Origin of the sequence: Pseudomonas fluorescens, from assembly GCF_018614655.1 — a bacterium.
GTDB classification, from domain to species: domain Bacteria; phylum Pseudomonadota; class Gammaproteobacteria; order Pseudomonadales; family Pseudomonadaceae; genus Aquipseudomonas; species Aquipseudomonas fluorescens_BX.
In genome coordinates, this window is record NZ_JAGGOG010000026.1 from 1 (window position 1) to 16,810 (window position 16,810).

At 58.3% G+C, this 16,810-nt stretch carries 21 protein-coding genes and 2 pseudogenes; 10 read left to right on the forward strand and 13 right to left on the reverse strand.

Annotated elements, in window-relative coordinates:
* Positions 1–148 (forward strand): annotated as a pseudogene (locus J7E41_RS24330) (IS630 family transposase); the annotation flags it as partial.
* A gap of 13 nt (positions 149–161) precedes the next feature.
* Here the strand turns inward: J7E41_RS24330 and J7E41_RS28180 are convergent.
* The 7 genes and pseudogenes from J7E41_RS28180 to J7E41_RS24360 form a co-directional block, all read right to left on the reverse strand.
* Positions 162–350 (reverse strand): annotated as a pseudogene (locus tag J7E41_RS28180) (hypothetical protein); the annotation flags it as partial.
* Positions 351–358: 8 nt separating this feature from the next.
* Positions 359–985, reverse strand: a complete 627-nt coding sequence (locus J7E41_RS24335; RefSeq protein ID WP_214996845.1) for a response regulator transcription factor — start codon at positions 983–985, stop codon at positions 359–361.
* 258 nt (positions 986–1,243) lie between these two features.
* Complete coding sequence (locus J7E41_RS24340; protein ID WP_214996846.1) at positions 1,244–1,696, reverse strand: response regulator; 453 nt, start codon at positions 1,694–1,696, stop codon at positions 1,244–1,246.
* A gap of 264 nt (positions 1,697–1,960) precedes the next feature.
* The gene (locus tag J7E41_RS24345) at positions 1,961–3,292 is read right to left on the reverse strand and encodes a deoxyguanosinetriphosphate triphosphohydrolase (RefSeq protein ID WP_214996847.1); all 1,332 of its coding nucleotides are present in this window, start codon (positions 3,290–3,292) and stop codon (positions 1,961–1,963) included.
* Positions 3,293–3,643: 351 nt separating this feature from the next.
* The gene (locus J7E41_RS24350) at positions 3,644–3,985 is read right to left on the reverse strand and encodes a hypothetical protein (protein ID WP_214996848.1); all 342 of its coding nucleotides are present in this window, start codon (positions 3,983–3,985) and stop codon (positions 3,644–3,646) included.
* Positions 3,982–4,368, reverse strand: a complete 387-nt coding sequence (locus tag J7E41_RS24355; protein ID WP_214996849.1) for a phage holin family protein — start codon at positions 4,366–4,368, stop codon at positions 3,982–3,984. Before J7E41_RS24355 ends, J7E41_RS24350 begins: the two co-directional genes overlap by 4 nt.
* A 2-nt stretch (positions 4,369–4,370) precedes the next feature.
* Entirely contained in the window at positions 4,371–4,685 is a 315-nt protein-coding gene (locus J7E41_RS24360; RefSeq protein WP_154745646.1) for a DUF883 family protein, read from the reverse strand.
* A 340-nt stretch (positions 4,686–5,025) separates the two neighbouring features.
* On the opposite strand from J7E41_RS24360, the gene J7E41_RS24365 reads away from it, so the two are divergent.
* The 4 genes from J7E41_RS24365 (at position 5,026) to J7E41_RS24380 (ending at position 7,919) form a co-directional block, all read left to right on the forward strand.
* Positions 5,026–6,234, forward strand: coding sequence for an ammonium transporter (locus J7E41_RS24365; protein ID WP_214996850.1), 1,209 nt, complete (start codon positions 5,026–5,028; stop codon positions 6,232–6,234).
* Between the two features lie 74 nt (positions 6,235–6,308).
* Positions 6,309–6,545 carry a glutaredoxin family protein gene (locus tag J7E41_RS24370; protein ID WP_214996851.1) on the forward strand — a complete coding sequence of 79 codons (237 nt, stop codon included), beginning with the start codon at positions 6,309–6,311 and terminating at the stop codon, positions 6,543–6,545.
* A 75-nt stretch (positions 6,546–6,620) separates the two neighbouring features.
* Complete coding sequence (locus tag J7E41_RS24375; protein WP_083359413.1) at positions 6,621–6,956, forward strand: transcriptional regulator; 336 nt, start codon at positions 6,621–6,623, stop codon at positions 6,954–6,956.
* A 72-nt stretch (positions 6,957–7,028) separates the two neighbouring features.
* On the forward strand, positions 7,029–7,919 hold the full coding sequence (locus tag J7E41_RS24380; RefSeq protein WP_214996963.1) for a pseudouridine synthase: 891 nt from the start codon (positions 7,029–7,031) through the stop codon (positions 7,917–7,919).
* 55 nt (positions 7,920–7,974) lie between these two features.
* On the opposite strand, the gene J7E41_RS24385 is transcribed toward J7E41_RS24380, so the two are convergent.
* Positions 7,975–8,196: a YgdI/YgdR family lipoprotein gene (locus J7E41_RS24385; protein WP_214996852.1), complete on the reverse strand. Its 222-nt coding sequence runs from the start codon at positions 8,194–8,196 to the stop codon at positions 7,975–7,977.
* A gap of 80 nt (positions 8,197–8,276) precedes the next feature.
* Positions 8,277–8,879: a molybdenum cofactor guanylyltransferase MobA gene (gene mobA, locus J7E41_RS24390; RefSeq protein ID WP_214996853.1), complete on the reverse strand. Its 603-nt coding sequence runs from the start codon at positions 8,877–8,879 to the stop codon at positions 8,277–8,279.
* Positions 8,880–8,955: 76 nt separating this feature from the next.
* On the opposite strand from mobA, the gene moaB reads away from it, so the two are divergent.
* The 3 genes from moaB (at position 8,956) to yegS (ending at position 11,688) form a co-directional block, all read left to right on the forward strand.
* Positions 8,956–9,495, forward strand: a complete 540-nt coding sequence (gene moaB / locus J7E41_RS24395) for a molybdenum cofactor biosynthesis protein B (protein ID WP_214996854.1) — start codon at positions 8,956–8,958, stop codon at positions 9,493–9,495.
* Positions 9,479–10,705: a molybdopterin molybdotransferase MoeA gene (locus J7E41_RS24400; RefSeq protein ID WP_214996855.1), complete on the forward strand. Its 1,227-nt coding sequence runs from the start codon at positions 9,479–9,481 to the stop codon at positions 10,703–10,705. Before moaB ends, J7E41_RS24400 begins: the two co-directional genes overlap by 17 nt.
* 80 nt (positions 10,706–10,785) lie before the next feature.
* Positions 10,786–11,688, forward strand: a complete 903-nt coding sequence (gene yegS / locus J7E41_RS24405) for a lipid kinase YegS (RefSeq protein WP_214996856.1) — start codon at positions 10,786–10,788, stop codon at positions 11,686–11,688.
* Here yegS and J7E41_RS24410 read toward each other — a convergent pair.
* From J7E41_RS24410 to J7E41_RS24420, 3 genes are all read right to left on the reverse strand, one after another.
* Entirely contained in the window at positions 11,672–12,331 is a 660-nt protein-coding gene (locus J7E41_RS24410) for a response regulator transcription factor (RefSeq protein ID WP_214996857.1), read from the reverse strand. The genes yegS and J7E41_RS24410 overlap by 17 nt on opposite strands.
* A complete protein-coding gene (locus J7E41_RS24415; RefSeq protein ID WP_214996964.1) occupies positions 12,328–13,221 on the reverse strand; it encodes a sensor histidine kinase in 894 nt (297 codons plus the stop codon). The genes J7E41_RS24410 and J7E41_RS24415 overlap by 4 nt, the downstream gene beginning before the upstream one ends.
* Positions 13,222–13,638: 417 nt before the next feature.
* The gene (locus tag J7E41_RS24420; protein WP_214996965.1) at positions 13,639–14,085 is read right to left on the reverse strand and encodes a hypothetical protein; all 447 of its coding nucleotides are present in this window, start codon (positions 14,083–14,085) and stop codon (positions 13,639–13,641) included.
* 547 nt (positions 14,086–14,632) lie between these two features.
* Between J7E41_RS24420 and J7E41_RS24425 the strand changes: the two genes are divergently transcribed.
* Together J7E41_RS24425 and J7E41_RS24430 are read left to right on the forward strand one after the other, a co-directional pair.
* The gene (locus J7E41_RS24425; protein ID WP_214996858.1) at positions 14,633–15,568 is read left to right on the forward strand and encodes a chemotaxis protein CheV; all 936 of its coding nucleotides are present in this window, start codon (positions 14,633–14,635) and stop codon (positions 15,566–15,568) included.
* A 61-nt stretch (positions 15,569–15,629) separates the two neighbouring features.
* Complete coding sequence (locus J7E41_RS24430) at positions 15,630–16,436, forward strand: MOSC domain-containing protein (RefSeq protein ID WP_214996859.1); 807 nt, start codon at positions 15,630–15,632, stop codon at positions 16,434–16,436.
* 63 nt (positions 16,437–16,499) lie between these two features.
* Here the strand turns inward: J7E41_RS24430 and J7E41_RS24435 are convergent, their stop codons facing one another.
* The gene (locus J7E41_RS24435; RefSeq protein WP_155584380.1) at positions 16,500–16,784 is read right to left on the reverse strand and encodes a pyrimidine/purine nucleoside phosphorylase; all 285 of its coding nucleotides are present in this window, start codon (positions 16,782–16,784) and stop codon (positions 16,500–16,502) included.
* Positions 16,785–16,810: the final 26 nt, after the last annotated feature.

The window sequence follows — 16,810 nt, forward strand, 5'->3', positions numbered from 1 at the left end:
CCATTTGAAAGCGGCTATCCGCCAATTTATCGAGGCTCATAACGAGCATTCAGCCAAACCGTTCAAATGGAACAAAACAGCTGAGTCCATCATCAGTTCGGTGCATAAAGCAAAGCTGAGTGCGACCAAAAATAAATTAATGGATTAACCGCTCAGGACACTAGCACCAATTCGCGCTTGCCCTGCAGCCATTGGCGCTGAGCCTTGTCCAGTTGGCTCTCCAGTTGGACGGAACCTGCGCGGCTCAGTAGCGTGTAATGTTTTGGAGGGGTTTGAGCGGCAGGTACAGTAGTGCTTAAGCACAAACCGGCACTCAATATAATTAGATAGTCCTTTAAACGCCTGGGCATCCGATCTCTCACACTAGCGCATTGCGTTTTGCCAGCTCGATAAGCTCTACCAAGGACTTGGCTTTCAGTTTTTGCATAAGTCGTTTCTTGTAAGTGCTGACAGTCTTGTTGCTGAGGAACATACCTTTGGCAATTTCCTTGTTTGTTCGACCTTGTGCAAAAAGTTGCAAAACCATGAGTTCGCGATCATTCACAGCCTTGAAAAGTTCCAGCTCTTCATTGTTGCCGGCTTCTGCGCCGTTGCCATTCAGTGCCTGGCTTGGGAAGTAGTTGTAACCGGACAGGACGGCCCTGATGGCACTGAGCAGTTCACTTAAGTCGCCCTCCTTGCAAACATAGCCGTCTGCACCTGACCGCATGCAGCGTGTGGCGAAGAGTGCCGGGCATTGAGCTGTCAAGACTAGCGTCTTTATTGGGGTAGTCATCGAGTTGAATCGGCATAGAACTTCAAGGCCGTCCAGTTTTGGAATACTGATGTCGAGAATTATCAGGTCCGGCAGGCACTCCCTGACCATTTGAATTGCATCGCAACCATTATCTGTTTCTCCAACTACTTTATAACCTTCATGTTCTAACAACATTCGCAGTGCAAGTCGGATAACAGGGTGGTCGTCGATAATAAAAACTGAGTTCATGATCAAATCCCATACGAGCGTAAATAAAGCGGGCACATTAGCTCACATGGCGATGGAGGAGGATGAACTGAATGTGGAACAAGCATGAAACAGGAAAATTCCTACATAAAAACAAGCATGGGACTACCTGTTGTTGGGGCTTTGTTGGTTGGGGTGTAAGAAAACTGCGCTCACAAGTTTGAAATATGCGTGACAGTGTCTGGGTGGCTTGGCTCTACTGATTTTTCGTAATGTTTAGGTGTTTAATATCCTACGTAGTTAAGTAATGTGTCCGCTTCCAGTTGTAATGGTCTCAGACCCGCAGTGGGACGAATTCCCCTTGCAAGGTTTTGATTGGCCTATCAGCACTTGCAACGACTCATTATTGAGCGGTTTTGCCAGGTAGCCCAGTAACGGGAAATCACGTTGCAGAGCCTGGACTTTCAGGTTTTCCAGTTCGTTGGCAGGCAGGCCGCTTAATAATATGGCGGCCTTTATGAAGCCTCTACGGTGGCCTATTTCTATCAGCTCAATCCCTGGCAGATCCGGCAAACATTGGTCGCAGAGCAGAATGTCGAATGGCGTTTCGGCTTGAGCCATCAACCTGAGAGCCTGTTCGGCGTTTTCAGCGGGCGTCAATTGGTAATAGCCGGCGGTTTTCAGCAAACATTGGGTGGCCAAAAGTTGAAAGGGATGGTCCTCCACCAGCAGGATGCGTAGTTGTTTGAGCATAGGTTCGTCCATGTCAATGGCATAGGCCCTGAAGTTGCTCAACCAAGGGGGCCTTCACAGCTTATGAATCAGAAGTTGATTGGCCCGTCAGAGACTGGGCGTAGGAGTGGATCGATAGGGTGGATAAGAGCGCGCGTGATTATTCATCGGGCGTTTGCAGAAGTTCGATCAGGTTGCTCTGTTCTCTTCGTAGGGCGATTCTTTGAACGATTGAAAACCCTGGTTGGAAAGCAGCGAGCCAGGGTTTTCGTTTAGTGCAATGGGTTACTGAGGACTGGAGCGTCCAGTCATTTCTCGCGCCATCTCCGTGGCATAGCTATCGGTCATGCCGGCGATGAAGTCGATCATCCGCAGAAATGACGTGTGCAGCGGCCACGCTGGATCGGGTGCGTTGTTACCCAGCAAGTCCAGGATGCGCCGGTTCTTGAAGGAGGGGGTGCGACCACCGTGCTGTTCCAAGGCGGCGCCGCAGAAAGCATTCAAGAGAATTTCGAGGGTGGTGTAGGCACCGATCTCATGCAGGGTCTTGCGTTTGTCCTGAAAGATCTTCTTGCGAGCCATGTCCTTGGCGTTCAAGACGCAACGTTTGGCAGGGCCGTGCATATGTTCGACCAAGTCGCCCGGCAAGGTGCCGGCCAAGAGCGCGTCCTGTTGTTCAACGAACGCTCGCGCTGCTGCGTTGGTCAGGTGCTCGATGGCCTTGCCTCGCAGAATGGCCAGCTTGCGGCGTCGTGAGTCCAGCGGGCCCAGTTGCCGATAGGTTTCCGGCAAATCGTCGCCGACGAGATCCAGTAACAGTGATTCGACTTCAGCGTACTCCAGCAGGTCCATTTCCAGGCCGTCTTCGAGGTCAATCAACGCGTAGCAGATGTCGTCGGCGGCCTCCATCAGGTAAACCAGAGGATGCCGCGCCCAGCGTTGTTCTTCCAGTTGTGGCAGGCCGAGTTTATGGGCGATCTGCTCAAGGATCGGCAGCTCGCTCTGGTAACAGCCGAACTTGTGTTTTTTGTAGCCCAGGGAGTCGGCGTGGCGCGCGGTCCAGGGGTATTTCAGGTACGTGCCCAGGGTGGCGAAGGTAAGGCGTGTACCGCCGTCGAACTGGTGGTACTCGAGCTGCGTCAGGACCCGGAATCCTTGGGCGTTGCCTTCGAAATTGAGGAAGTCATTGCGCTCGGCGCTGCTCATGTCATCCAGCCAGCCACGACCTGCGGCCTGTTGGAACCAGTGGCGAATGGCATCTTCACCGGAGTGGCCGAATGGCGGGTTGCCGATGTCATGGGCCAGGCAGGCCGATTGCACCACCATGCCCAGATCGCTCGGATCGCACCAGTCAGGCAGGGCGCTGCGTAGGGTTTCGCCTACACGCATGCCCAGAGAGCGGCCGACACAGCTGACTTCCAGGGAGTGGGTCAGCCGCGTGTGGATATGGTCGTTGCTGGAGACCGGGTGTACCTGGGTCTTGCGGCCCAGTCGGCGAAACGCACCGGAGAAGATGATGCGGTCATGGTCTTTGTGAAAAGGGCTGCGGCCCAGTTCTTCCGGGCTGTGCAGGGGTTTTCCAAGGCGTTCGCGTGTAAGCAGGGTGGGCCAATCCAAGGCGGGTACTCTCCGTGCGGTGAATGACGTGCCCCAGCTTCCCGGTTCAGCCTTGTGGGTGCAAGAAAAACTACACACTCAAATGCGTGCGCAAGCTATTGAGCTTTAGCTGTTTGGTATCAGGCGGCCAGGCAGTCTTGGAGTAAAAAGGTCCGGCCCCTTGAGACATAAGCATCTACACAATTGCTTGGGGACCTGATTTTCTGTAGCCGCTGCCGAGGCACGAGGCTGCGATGCGGTCCGCAGGACCGCCTTGGGGCCGCTTCGCAGCCCATCGCAGCCTAGCGGCTACAGGGGTTTCGCAGGACTCAAAAGATGTGTAGATACCTATGCCCATCGCAGCCTTGTGCCTTAACCCTTGCGCGCAGCGCCTTGCATCGCCAGCTTGATCAGCGGTATCAGACCGGCACCGAGCCGCACGAGGCGAGTCAGGGTCCCGATGCTGCCACCCTTGGCGCCTTTACCGGTGAGAAAGCCCAGCAGTGTCACCACACCCACGCCCCACAGCGGCGCATGTTTGATGCCGAAGCCGTCTTGCCAGCTTTGGCCCATGTTGCGGACCTTTTGCAGAGGCGCCATCAGTTGCTGGGATTCGTGCCGAATTTCCTGGCGGTGCATCTCCATGCGCAGGCGGATCAGTGCCTTGCGCATTTCCCGCCGGGACGCGGTTTGCGGAATTTCAGTCAGGCTCATGGCAACAGGCGCTCCCGGTCGTTGGCCAGCTCTTCGAGGGTGGCGTGGAAAGGCGTGGACTCATCGAAGATGGCTGCCTTCAAGCGCAAGCCGCAGAACGCCGCTGCCAGCACATAGAAGACACACAGGCTGATGATCCCGGTCAGGCGATAGGTGTCCCAGACCAGAATCATCACCAGTGCCGACAAGCCCACCAGCAACAGCAAGGCAAACACCAGCGCCAGGCCTGCGAACAGCAGGAGACTGACCGTACGGGCTTTCTGTTCCTGCAACTCGATGCCGAACAGCTCGACATGACTGTGGAGCAAACCCAGAACAGCAGCGCCCAGGCGCCGCGAAGTAGAACTTGGGCCCGTGGACGAGCCGGATTCGCCGATAGACATGATTAGCGCCTTGTGGCCAGCAGGCCGATCAGAAAGCCCACGCCGGCAGCAATGCCGACGGACTGCCAAGGGTTGGCCTGCACATAGTCTTCGGTCGCCGTGACCGCCGCTTTGCCGCGTTCGCGCAGTGAGTCTTCGGTCAGTTGCAGGGTTTCACGGGCCTTGAGCAGGCTCTCATGGATTTTTGAGCGCAATTCATCAGCCTGGTCACCGGCCAGTACGGCCGTGTCGTCCAACAGTTTTTCGGTATCGCTGACCAGGGTTTGAAAGTCCTCCATCAGTATTTCTTGAGCAGTCTTTGCCGTTTTGCTGGCCATGGGTATCTCCGTGAGTGGCTGTCTGATGTTTTCGAGTCACCGGCATCGGTGAAGGTTCACTGCAATTGTCTGGTACAGCTTTTGCTTTGCCTTGGTGCGCAAGCCCTTGGGTTTGCGCTGAATTTGGGCGGTAAGGCCTTGAGTCTCCAAAAACCTTACCTTAAATAACTAAAACTCGCGGAAAAACCCTGCCGGGAATTGCCTTCTTCATTGAACGCTGCGCTAAAGCGGTTCACGCCCTCTACAGAAGGCCTGGAGTTTCAGTGCCAATTTAGTGCGCGAATGAAGAGCATGAACTGCTTTGGTGCTTTTTCCCGAATATGCAGGCCTGCCAACCTTCATGGAAAATTTGCAAAGTGCAGTGGACACGCTGGTCCACAGCTCCAACACCCTGTTTATTCTGATGGGTGCGGTCATGGTCCTGGCCATGCATGCCGGCTTCGCGTTTCTTGAAGTCGGCACCGTACGGCAGAAGAACCAAGTCAACGCCCTGTCGAAAATCCTCAGTGATTTCGCCATCTCGACCCTGGCCTATTTCTTTATAGGCTATTGGATCTCCTATGGGGTCAGCTTCATGCAACCGGCGGCGGTCATCAGCGCGGATCACGGTTACGGTCTGGTGAAGTTCTTTTTCCTGCTGACTTTCGCGGCCGCCATCCCGGCGATTATTTCCGGCGGCATTGCAGAGCGTGCACGTTTTGCGCCGCAACTGTGTGCCACCGCGTTGATCGTGGCGTTCATCTATCCGTTTTTCGAAGGCATGGTGTGGAACGGCAACTACGGCTTGCAAGCCTGGCTGCTCGCCACCTTCGGCGCCAGCTTCCATGACTTTGCAGGCTCTGTGGTGGTGCATGCCATGGGCGGCTGGCTGGCGTTGGCGGCGGTGTTGCTGCTGGGGCCGCGCCAGGGTCGTTATCGGGAAGGGCGCCTGGTAGCGTTTGCGCCGTCGAGCATTCCTTTCCTGGCGCTGGGCTCATGGATCCTGATTGTCGGCTGGTTCGGCTTTAACGTCATGAGTGCGCAAACCTTGTCTGGGGTGAGCGGCCTGGTGGCGGTCAACTCGCTGATGGCCATGGTTGGCGGCACGGTGGCGGCGCTGGTGATCGGGCGCAATGACCCGGGTTTTCTGCACAATGGCCCGTTGGCCGGGCTGGTGGCGATTTGCGCGGGCTCCGATCTGATGCACCCGGTCGGTGCGCTGGTCACCGGCGCAGTGGCGGGCGGCCTGTTTGTCTGGTGTTTCATCGCGGCTCAGGATCGCTGGAAAATCGATGACGTGCTGGGTGTCTGGCCACTTCATGGCCTGTGCGGTGTATGGGGCGGAATTGCCTGCGGGATATTCGGCCAGACGGCTTTGGGCGGGCTGGGTGGCGTCAGTTTGATCAGCCAATTGATCGGTACTGCATTGGGTGTGGTCGTGGCCCTGGCGGGCGGGTTTCTGGTGTATGGGGTGATCAAGCGCGTGTATGGCCTGCGCTTGAGTCAGGAGGAGGAGTATTACGGCGCGGACTTGTCGATCCACAAGATTGGGGCCGTCAGTCAGGATTGATTGGCGCCGCTGGCTCGACGATGTTTTGGCTGCGGCCTAGAATGGATGCCTATTCCTTTTAGGGTTCGTTTGCCATGCCTCCTGAATGCCAGTTGTTCGGCACCCTGGGCTGCCATCTCTGTGAACTTGCGGAAGCTGAAGTCATGCCGTTGGTCGAACATGGGTTGCTGGTGGAGCTGGTGGATATTGCCGATTCCGAGGCCCTGTTCGAAGCCTACGGCCTGCGTATTCCGGTGCTGCGCCGGGTGGATACGGGCGAAGAGCTGGACTGGCCTTTCGATACCGATCAGGTCGTAGCCTTCCTGCTCTAGTACTAATCCAATGGCAGGTTCCCGATTATTCAGTTACTGTATGTTTGTACAGCGATTGAATGAGAGGGAACGCCCATGGTGAATGTCGAACAACTGAAAAGCAGCGTCAATCGCATGTCCGCCGACGTCGTGCGCGATGCGGTGAACGAGCTGCGCCTCGATGGTCTGGTCACGGAAGGCAAGACGCCCTTTAACAAAGTGCATTTCAATACCTGCTTTGCCGAGATCGAAGCATTGTTCCAGCGCGCCGGTTATCACAAGCAACTGGATGTTGTGGGGTATCAGGGGTTGCTTTATGCCTTGTATGACCCGGGCCGCTGGGAGGCGGTGGACGTACTGCGTTGGCTCAAGGAATTTACCGATGCCGCCAGTGCGTCGCCGGTGTTGCGGGCGCAATTGGCCAAGGCTTGAGATCTCTTCTAGGCCTGATCCAACGACATGCGGGATAATGCCCGCTTGTATTTTCAGGCTTTGAGCATGCCCATGTCCGCATCCGGTTTTTCCGCTTCCCAGCATCAAGCCAGCACCTTGTATTTGCCCCCCGGCACTTGGGCGACGGTACTGGACTGCCTGTGCGAGCACTTTCGCGCCATCAGCCGTGAGCAATGGCTGGACCGCATTGCCCGGGGTCGCGTGCTTGATGTAAACGGTGCGCCCATCCGCCTGGGCCTGGCCTACAAGGAAGGCCTGTGCATCTACTATTTTCGCGAAGTGCCGAACGAGAAACCGATCCCGGTCCAGGAAACGATCCTGTATGCCGATGAGCATCTGGTGGTGGCGGACAAGCCGCATTTTCTGCCGGTGACCCCGGCCGGCGAGTATGTCGAGCAGACCTTGTTGCGACGGTTGATCCGTCGCCTGGACAACCCGTCGCTGGTACCGCTGCACCGTATCGATCGCCACACGGCGGGGCTGGTACTGTTTTCGGCGAATCCGCAAAGCCGCTCGGCGTATCAGCAGCTGTTTCCGACCCGCCAGATCGACAAGTTCTATGAAGCCATCGCGCCAGCGTTGCCGGGACTGACCTTTCCGTTAGTGCACAAAAGCCGGCTGGTCGATGGTGAGCCGTTTTTTCGCATGCAGGAAGGCCCTGGCGCGAGCAACACCGAAACGGCGGTCGAGGTGCGAGAGAAAAATGGCGATTTGTGGCGTTACGGGCTGTTCCCGGTCACCGGCAAGAAGCATCAGTTGCGGGTTCATATGACGGCGCTGGGGGCCAGTATCTGCAATGATCCTTTCTACCCTGATGTCATCAAGGATGCCGAGGATGACTATGCCAATCCCCTCAAGTTATTGGCCCAGGGCGTGCGTTTTATTGACCCGGTAAGCGGGCTGGAGCGCACCTTCAAGAGCGAGATTTCCCTCGATTGGTAACCCCCCGAAAACAACAAGGCCCGCACATGGCGGGCCTTGTTTGCAAGCGTAAGGCTTACAGGTCTTTAACGGTGCGAACCTGGTCCTTGTTGATGCGGGTCTGCTTGCCGTCAAGTTGTTCGAACTCGTAGAAGCCCGAAGTCTTGTCGAATGTAGGGGTGTCGACGGCCTGGATTTCGCGACCGTCATTCAGGGTGATCACTGTTGGCGAGGCGCAACCGGCAAGGGTAGCGAGGCCCAGTGCAAGCATGAGAGCGGCGATGGTCCGTTGAGTCATGAGTTTGTCTCCAGGAAAATACTTTTTTGAGTGCTGACCTTGTGACGTCTATAACGCCCGCAAAGTTCCTTGTTCAAGGTTCATTCTGACACGCTGGGCGGGCGGTGCAACAACTCTGGCGTATTGAGATTGGCCAGGCGCGGGTCGTTGGCGGGGCAGTCCAATGCCTTTGCCCCCAGCGCGAGCATGATCTGACGTGGGCTGCGTTCGCCAGCCTGCCAGGCACGCTCGATGTCGTCGCGCAAACCGGTGGGGATGACGCAGAGCAAGGGTTCCCAGAAATCACCCTGGCGCACCATCACTGGTTGTTGCGGATGACGCTGTGCCGCGGCCCGCAGATCGGCCAGCAGTTGCTCATCGATTTGCGGCACATCGCACGGCAAGACGAGCAGATGCGTATGACGAGCGACTGCCAATCCGGCCCGGATGCCGGCCAAGGGGCCCGGGAAGTCGGGGCTATCATCCCCCATCAATTGATCGGCGTAAGGCGCGTACTGTGGCTGATTGCGGTTGCACGAGATAATCAGGTCATCGGTCAGGGGGCGCACGAGGTGATGCAGATGGGCAATCAGCGGCTGTCCGTGCCAGTCGAGCAGACCCTTGTCCTGGCCTCCCATGCGCTGCCCACGACCGCCGGCCAGCAGCAGGATCGAACAGGGCAGGGGGGAAGAATTCAGTGGCATGACGGCTCCGCAGCGGCAGTGAAATAGGGGCCTGTGATATAACATCAGGCTGTTTCTACGACAACTGGACCGAGCCATGAAAGCCAAGGCTGATGCGCCTTTCGTACCCCTGAATATCGCTGTATTGACCGTCAGCGACACCCGCACCCTGGAAACCGATACCTCGGGCCAGGTCTTCGTTGACCGTCTGGTTGCCGCCGGCCACCTGCTGGCTGAGCGGATGCTGCTTAAAGATGATCTGTACAAAATTCGTGCGCAAGTGGCCCATTGGATTGCCGAAGACGTGGTGCAAGTGGTGTTGATCACCGGCGGCACCGGCTTCACCGGTCGAGACAGTACGCCGGAAGCCGTCAGTTGCTTGTTGGACAAGCAGGTCGACGGCTTTGGCGAGCTGTTCCGGCAAATATCCGTGGCCGATATTGGCACCTCCACCGTGCAATCCCGTGCCCTGGCCGGCTTGGCCAATGGCACCCTGGTGTGCTGCCTGCCAGGTTCCACCAACGCGGTGCGCACTGGCTGGGACGGGATCCTCGCCGAGCAACTGGATAGCCGCCATCGCCCCTGCAACTTTGTCCCGCACCTGAAGCAGGCTGCCCCTTGTGAATCCCGTGGATAAGCCGGGCAAGGCGGGCGTGTTGATGCCCGTGGAGCAAGCGCTCGAGCGCCTATTGACGATGGCCAATGGGGCGCCGATCCGCGAGCAGGAGAGCCTGCCGCTGGCCGAGTGCGACGGTCGGGTCCTGGCGCAGGCGCTGGTTTCGACCCTTGATTTACCGCCTTGGCCCAACAGCGCCATGGACGGTTACGCCCTGCGCGTGGCGGACTGGAGTGGCGAGCCTCTGGTGGTGAGCCAGCGCATTTTCGCCGGCCAGGCACCGCAGCCGTTGGCGCCCGGAACCTGTGCGCGGATCTTCACCGGCGCCCCGGTGCCCGAAGGTGCCGACTGCGTGGAAATGCAAGAAAACGCCGAGGTGCAGGCCGATCAGCGGGTGAGCTTTACCGAAACCCTGCAGATGGGGCAGAACATCCGTCCGCAGGGCCAGGAAACCACCGTCGGCGATCAGGTGCTGTCGACCGGAACGCGTCTGGGACCAATCGAGCTGGGGCTTGCGGCCTCTTTGGGGCGTGAGCGCCTGGAGGTCGTGCGACGCCCTCGGGTGGCCGTCCTGTCCACCGGTGATGAGTTGATCGAGCCGGGCTTGCCGCTGGGCCCAGGGCAGATTTACAACAGTAACCGCCGGGTGTTGTGCAGTTGGCTGGCGCGCCTGGGCTGTGAAGTGGTTGATGCCGGTATCTTGCCGGATGACCTGGAGCAAACCCGCGCACGCCTGGGCGCGTTGGGATCGGTAGACCTGATTCTCTCCACCGGCGGCGTGTCGGTCGGCGAGGCGGACTTTCTGGGTATCGCGTTGCGCGAAGAGGGTGAACTGGCGCTGTGGAAGCTGGCCATCAAGCCCGGCAAGCCGCTGACCTTTGGCCATTTTCGTGGTGTGCCGGTAATCGGTTTGCCAGGTAATCCGGCCTCCACGCTGGTGACGTTCGCCCTGCTGGCACGTCCCTACCTGTTGCGTCGTCTGGGAGTCGAAGACGTGCAGCCCTTGAGTGTCGAGGTGCCGGTGGGGTTCACCTGGGCCGTGGCGGGCAACCGTCGCGAATACTTGCGCGGACGCCTGGAGCGGGGTCGCGCTGTGATCTACCGCAATCAGAGTTCCGGGGTGTTGCGCAGTGCAGCCTGGGCCGAAGGCCTGGTGGAGGTGCTTGAAGGCACGACGTTGTCGGAAGGGGATCGTGTCAACTTCATTCCGTTGAGTGAGGTGTTGAACTAATTCTTCAACCCGATGGCTTTTTTCCGATCGTTCAGGGTCCACATCCCTCAGGACCCTTTGAATGATAGGAGCTTCATCCCATGAGCAAGCCCAAGGCGCTGCTGATCCTGCACGGCAAGCAAGCCCTCAACGAGCAGGTGCGCTCGGCGGTGCAAAGCAAACGCGAACAAGGTTGGAAGCTGGACGTGCGCGTCACGTGGGAGGGCGGCGATGCCCGGCGCCTGGTCGACGAGGCATTGGCGGCCGGCTACACCCGACTCATCGCCGGCGGCGGTGACGGTACGCTGCGGGATGTCGCCGAAGCGATGGCCCAGGCCAAGACCGATGCCAGCCTGGTGCTGATGCCTCTGGGCACCGCCAATGATTTTGCCCGGGCGGCGGGTGTGCCGCTGGAGCCCGATCATGCCCTGGATTTACTCGAGGTGCCGGCCCGTGCCATTGACCTGGGCGAGGTGGGTGGGCAGATATTCCTCAACATGGCCACCGGTGGTTTTGGCAGCCAGGTCACCGCCAATACCTCCGAAGACCTGAAGAAGATTCTTGGCGGCGCCGCCTACCTGTTTACCGGACTCTCGCGCTTCAGCGAATTGCATGCCGCCTACGGCGAATTGCAGGGGCCGGACTTTCATTGGCGCGGCGAGTTGCTGGCTTTGGGGATCGGCAACGGTCGTCAGGCTGGCGGCGGGCATGTGTTGTGTCCTGGTGCCCTGGCCGACGATGGTTTGCTGGATATCAGCATTCTGCCGGCGCCTCAGGAGGTGGTCGGCGCCCTGCGGGATTTGATGGCCGATGGCTGGGGCCTGGACAACCTGTTTGTCCGCGCGCGCTTGCCCTGGGTGGAAATCAAGGTCGCCGAAGGGCTGTACATCAACCTTGATGGCGAGCCGATCAAGGGTGACGACCTGCGGTTCTCGGCGCTGCCCCGGGCCCTGAAGGTCCACCTGCCGCTGGATTCACCGCTGTTGGTCAGTCGTCCAGGCTGATGATCTGCTCGCGCACGGCAAACAGCACCAGGCCGGCCACGTCGAAAATCTGCAGGCGTTTCATGATTTGCGAGCGGTGGGCTTCCACGGTCTTGATACTCAGGCCCAGGCCGTTGGCGATTTCCCGGGTGGACTTGCCGCGCACGATCAGGCGCAGTATTTCCAACTGACGCGCCGTCAGGTTATGGCTTTGGCGCGCAGGGGAGGTGAGGCCGTGGTTACGGATCAGTGCCTGGTTGATGACGGTGTGGGCGATGGCCGGGCTCAGGTAACGCTCGTTATTACGCAAGGCCAGCAGCGCATGCTCCAGCTCATTGGCGGTGGTGTCCTTGAGCAGGTAGCCATGGGCGCCAGACTCCAGGGCCCGCATGATCAAATCCGGATCCGTGTGCATCGATAGAATCAGCACTTTGCTTTTGGGGTAGGCGCGTTTGAGCTGCTGCAAGGCGTCGAGCCCACCGGTGTGCTTCATCGACAGGTCCAGCAGCACGATGTCGGGTTGCAGGGCATCGAATTGTGCCAGCACCTGATCGCCATCGTTGGCTTCACCGATCACCGCGTAGCCAGGAATATCCAGGATCAGCGCACGTACGCCAGCCCTGATCAATGCGTGGTCATCCACCAGGAGTAAGTTACAGGTCACTCTAGAACCTTATGGGAACTGGCCCGTTCGAGGGCGCGGGGCGCCCATGGGAAAAGAGCCTCGATCCGTGTCCCTTTGCCTGGCTGGCTGTTGATGGACAACGTGCCTCCCAGTTGATCGATTCGCTCGGACATGCCGGCCATTCCCCGTTGCCCTTCCAGGCCAGGGTTGATGGCGGGCGAGAACCCCAGGCCGTCATCGCAGATAGTGAGCGACAGGCCCTGCGGCAGGCGTTGCAGGCGTACCAGCAGGTTGCGCGCCTGGGCATGGCGCAGCATGTTGGTGACCGCCTCCTGAGTGATACGAAAGGCCGCCACGGCCATTTCTTCCGGAATGCCGGTCAGACGCTGCTGGCATTCCAGGCTCCAATTTACCTGGGTGTTTTCCAGGGTTTTGAGCAGGTGAGCCCTCAGACTGGCTTCCAGACCCAGGCTGGCCAGTTGCCGAGGATTGAGAATGGCTGACACATCCCGCACCTTGGCCAGGGTTTCGTTCAAGGTGCTGCACAGCACCGAACACTGGTCTTGCAGCTCTTCCGGCAGGCGGCGTTTGAGCCATTCACTTTGCAGCTTGGCGGCCGTCAACAGTTGGCCGATATCGTCATGCAGTTCGCGGCTCAAACGATGGCGCTCGTTTTCCTGGACCTGCAACAGGCGGTCCGCCAACTCCTGGGGCTGAAACTTGATGGACTTGCGGGCTCGCCAGTGTTGCAGGGCAGTCGCGACAAGGGTGGCCAGGTTCAGTATCAGCAGCGATAGGGGCAGTTGGGCCGAATGCACATAGACCCACAGGCTGGCCAGGGCTGTGCAAAGGCACAGGGCGTGGGTCAGCCAGCATCCGTTGCGACGGGACACGGACCTTGCGATGAGTGACTTGAAGTTGGCGTACATAGCGAATGGAGCCAATGAATGTTCGCTGCGGGTAGACCGGTCACGGCGACTGACTGGACTCTGTCTGGAAAGCGTGGCCGGGCAATGATCCGGGTTCAACCCAGGGTCAAGGTGCTTTTTCACGTTGTCGGGCATCATGAAGACGGGTCACTTCGAGCACGGCATGGTATCACCACAATGACCGTTGGTCGCCTGGCGTGGTTCTCGGTGAGGGGTGTCAATCAAGGTATATCCTGAACATTAGCCCCACTGTTCCAAGAATGGGAAGTTGTATTATTAGAATTGTTTTGTGTTGTTATTACCATTGCTGGCCTATTGATCTCGCCAACAAACCGGCATGCGGATTAGTTGCCCTTGTCGTTTTCAGGCAAGGTATTGATTGAATACGACACCCTCACAGATTGAGCGCGTAGAAGATCAAGACGCGTGCGGCAGTTGTTGTTGCGCCTTATAACTCGCGCCTTTTTGCGGGATCTGTTGGCTTGCCGTCGCGATCAAGGCTGCTTGCTCGCTGTCATCGAGGCCGAGTTGACCGGTTTTTGCGTCGATTAACTCCAGTTGCCAGGCCAGTAACGTCAGGCACTCCTGCAGTGCAGACAGTGCCTGATCATGCAGTTGCAAAGGACTGGCAGCATTGCTGATCAGGTCCTGGATACGTCTTGAAAACACGCTGATGGGCTGCAGGGCCATGGCCTCTGCCTTCTGGCTGAGCTTGGCCAGGTTGCTTTTCATGCAGTCGATGGCATCGTTGTCGTTACGAATCAAATGCAGGTGGCTCAAGCATTCTTCAGACTTGGCCAGCAGCATTTCAGCCTCGAGGAGAAACTCGGGAAGTGCAAGTTGCCACTCTTTACCGTCGTTCATCATGCAAGTCTCCACAACATGCGGTCAGGTGATGAGATAGCGCACTGGGTGAATAGCTTAAAGCTACCGCTGAAATGTGACTTGAATCTGTAGTTCGTTTCTGTTTTTTCGGTAGGACGTTTATTTTTAAGAGGGCGGCAGCGGTCCATATCCCCACTTTCCGGGGGCATATACACCACGTCGGTTGCCAAGGCATAAGTGCCTGGAAGGCTCGTGGCCCGTGGGCTTGCAGTAGCAAACAAAAGCCTGACTCCATTCATGCAATGAGAATGGCGTCACATTAATGGCTATTAGATATCGCGAATATCAGGTTAGGCCTGATTGCGGCTAGGGGAATCCCTTACGCAGGGGAACCTCACGGCGATTTCAAGGTCGCGCGGTGGGGGTGGAATGCAAAGTCAGCAGACGGGCTCAGTAAAGCATGATGTCAGTGTGACATCAATGGAATTACGTGGCATTTTACCAAGGGTCAAGGTCCGGCTTTTACCGCCGATAACCTGCTTCAAGTCACCCGCAAAATCCATCAGCGCATCCTCAGGAGTCTTTAATGGCCGGCATTCTCGACACGGTAGATCAACGCACACAATTGGTGGGTGAGAATCGCCTGGAGATCCTCATGTTTCGCCTGGCCGGGCGGCAATTGTTCGCGATTAACGTGTTCAAGGTGCAGGAAGTGCTGCAGATGCCCAAGCTGACCCTGATGCCCCAACGTCATCCGTTTGTCTGCGGAGTGGTCAACCTGCGTGGCCAGACCTTGCCGGTGATTGACCTGTCCCGGGCCATCGGTATGCGCGCACTGGTGCCGGGCCCCAACAGCACCATCATCGTCACCGAGTACAACCGCTCGGTGCAGGCGTTCCTGGTGGGTGGCGTGGACCGTATCGTCAACATGAACTGGGAGGCGATCCTGCCGCCGCCGGCCAGCGCTGGGCGCCAGCACTACCTCACGGCCATCAGCAAGGTCGATGAGCAACTGGTGGAAATCATCGACGTAGAAAAAGTGCTGGCCGAGATCGTGCCTTACAACGCCAAGGTTTCCCGTGAAAAACTCGACGACCCGGTGCTGGAGCGCGCCCGCGGCCGTGAGGTGCTGTTGGTGGATGACTCCAACGTGGCACTGTCGCAGTTGCGCGATACCTTGTCGCAATTGGGGGTGAAGATGCACATCGCCAGCGACGGTCTCAAGGCGTTGAACATGCTCAAGGGCTGGGCCGACAGCGGCCAGGTGATGACCGACAAATTGCTGATGATCTTCACCGATGCTGAAATGCCCGAGATGGACGGCTACCGCCTGACCACCGAGATTCGCAACGACCCGCGCCTGCGTGGTCTGTACGTAGTGCTGCACACGTCGCTGTCGGGCAGCTTCAACGATTCGATGGTGAAGAAGGTCGGTTGCGACAACTTCCTCTCCAAATTCCAGCCAGACAAATTGGTCGACGTGGTGCGCCAGCGTCTGATGCTGGATGAAGTGCCGGCCTGACTTTGATTCCTGGGCGGCCCTCGTATAGGGTGACGTTTTTGCCCATCAGGAAAGCAGGCTCATGCTGCGTCTCAGCGCGTTGTATCGGTACCCATTGAAGTCCGGCAAGGGTGAAGCCTTGCAGCAGATCGGCCTGGATAAACTCGGGCTCGATGGGGATCGACGCTGGATGCTGGTGGATGAGCCCAGCGGACGCTTCCTGACCCAGCGGGCGTTTGCGCAGATGAGCCAGTTATCAGCGACCTGGAACAACGCCGGTGGCCTGACCTTGAGCGCGGCCGGTCACCCGACCCTGGACGTGCCGCTGCCCGGCAGTGATGCCGAGTTGCGCGGTGTGACCATCTGGCGCGACACCCTGCGGGTTCCGGACGCTGGTGACGAGGCCGCTGCCTGGGTCAGCGAATTCATCGGCAAACCCACGCGCCTGGTACAGGTCCCTGTAGCGCGTGCGCGTACCACGGCGTCCGGCTACGGCAAGGATGATGACAAGGTGGCCTTTGCCGATGGATTCCCGCTGTTGCTGATCGGCCAGGCGTCCCTGGACGACTTGTCCCAGCGCATCGGCCGGCCGATGGAAATGCTGCGCTTTCGGCCCAACCTGGTGATTGAAGGCAGTGAAGCCTTTGCCGAAGACGGATGGAAGCGCGTGCGAATCGGCGATGTGGAGTTGCGCGTGGTCAAGTCCTGTTCGCGCTGCATCCTCACCACCATCGACCCACAAACTGGCGAGCGCAGCGCCGACCGTCAGCCGTTGACGGCCCTTGAGGCTTATCGCAAGGAGCCGGATGGCGTGATGTTCGGCCAGAACCTGGTCAACGATGGCGTGGGTCGCCTGGAAGTCGGCATGCCGGTGACGATTCTGGAATAACCGGCCCTGAACGAAAAATGCCCGTCTTGTGAGAGACGGGCATTTTTTTTGACGTTGAAAAGCTTAGCCGCGGTATTCGCACAGGTAAGCGGTGTCTACGGCGACCTTCAGCTGGAACTTGCTGTTGGCCGGCACATTGAACTGGCTGCCGGCGGCGAAGGTTTCCCAGTTGCTGCTGTCCGGCAGCTTGACGGTCAGCGCGCCGGACACCACGTGCATGATTTCTCGCTGGGCAGTGCCGAATTCGTATTCACCCGGGGCCATGACGCCGATGGTCGCCGGACCTTCTGCGGTGCCGAAAGCGATCGACTTGACGGTGCCGTCGAAGTACTCGTTGACTTTAAACATGGGCGAATCCTCGAAAAAGGGTCAAG

What these genes read in the sequence shown, in the direction of transcription:
- yegS (WP_214996856.1), top strand. Translation starts at nt 10,786, where the DNA reads ATGAGCAAGCCCAAGGCGCTGCTGATCCTGCACGGCAAGCAAGCCCTC.
- J7E41_RS24425 (WP_214996858.1), top strand. Translation starts at nt 14,633, where the DNA reads ATGGCCGGCATTCTCGACACGGTAGATCAACGCACACAATTGGTGGGT.
- mobA (WP_214996853.1), bottom strand. Translation starts at nt 8,879, where the DNA reads ATGCCACTGAATTCTTCCCCCCTGCCCTGTTCGATCCTGCTGCTGGCC.
- J7E41_RS24335 (WP_214996845.1), bottom strand. Translation starts at nt 985, where the DNA reads ATGAACTCAGTTTTTATTATCGACGACCACCCTGTTATCCGACTTGCA.
- J7E41_RS24340 (WP_214996846.1), bottom strand. Translation starts at nt 1,696, where the DNA reads ATGCTCAAACAACTACGCATCCTGCTGGTGGAGGACCATCCCTTTCAA.
- J7E41_RS24420 (WP_214996965.1), bottom strand. Translation starts at nt 14,085, where the DNA reads ATGAACGACGGTAAAGAGTGGCAACTTGCACTTCCCGAGTTTCTCCTC.
- J7E41_RS24375 (WP_083359413.1), top strand. Translation starts at nt 6,621, where the DNA reads ATGGTGAATGTCGAACAACTGAAAAGCAGCGTCAATCGCATGTCCGCC.
- J7E41_RS24350 (WP_214996848.1), bottom strand. Translation starts at nt 3,985, where the DNA reads ATGAGCCTGACTGAAATTCCGCAAACCGCGTCCCGGCGGGAAATGCGC.
- J7E41_RS24380 (WP_214996963.1), top strand. Translation starts at nt 7,029, where the DNA reads ATGTCCGCATCCGGTTTTTCCGCTTCCCAGCATCAAGCCAGCACCTTG.
- J7E41_RS24355 (WP_214996849.1), bottom strand. Translation starts at nt 4,368, where the DNA reads ATGTCTATCGGCGAATCCGGCTCGTCCACGGGCCCAAGTTCTACTTCG.
- J7E41_RS24370 (WP_214996851.1), top strand. Translation starts at nt 6,309, where the DNA reads ATGCCTCCTGAATGCCAGTTGTTCGGCACCCTGGGCTGCCATCTCTGT.
- J7E41_RS24435 (WP_155584380.1), bottom strand. Translation starts at nt 16,784, where the DNA reads ATGTTTAAAGTCAACGAGTACTTCGACGGCACCGTCAAGTCGATCGCT.
- J7E41_RS24365 (WP_214996850.1), top strand. Translation starts at nt 5,026, where the DNA reads ATGGAAAATTTGCAAAGTGCAGTGGACACGCTGGTCCACAGCTCCAAC.
- J7E41_RS24360 (WP_154745646.1), bottom strand. Translation starts at nt 4,685, where the DNA reads ATGGCCAGCAAAACGGCAAAGACTGCTCAAGAAATACTGATGGAGGAC.
- J7E41_RS24430 (WP_214996859.1), top strand. Translation starts at nt 15,630, where the DNA reads ATGCTGCGTCTCAGCGCGTTGTATCGGTACCCATTGAAGTCCGGCAAG.
- J7E41_RS24385 (WP_214996852.1), bottom strand. Translation starts at nt 8,196, where the DNA reads ATGACTCAACGGACCATCGCCGCTCTCATGCTTGCACTGGGCCTCGCT.
- moaB (WP_214996854.1), top strand. Translation starts at nt 8,956, where the DNA reads ATGAAAGCCAAGGCTGATGCGCCTTTCGTACCCCTGAATATCGCTGTA.
- J7E41_RS24415 (WP_214996964.1), bottom strand. Translation starts at nt 13,221, where the DNA reads ATGTACGCCAACTTCAAGTCACTCATCGCAAGGTCCGTGTCCCGTCGC.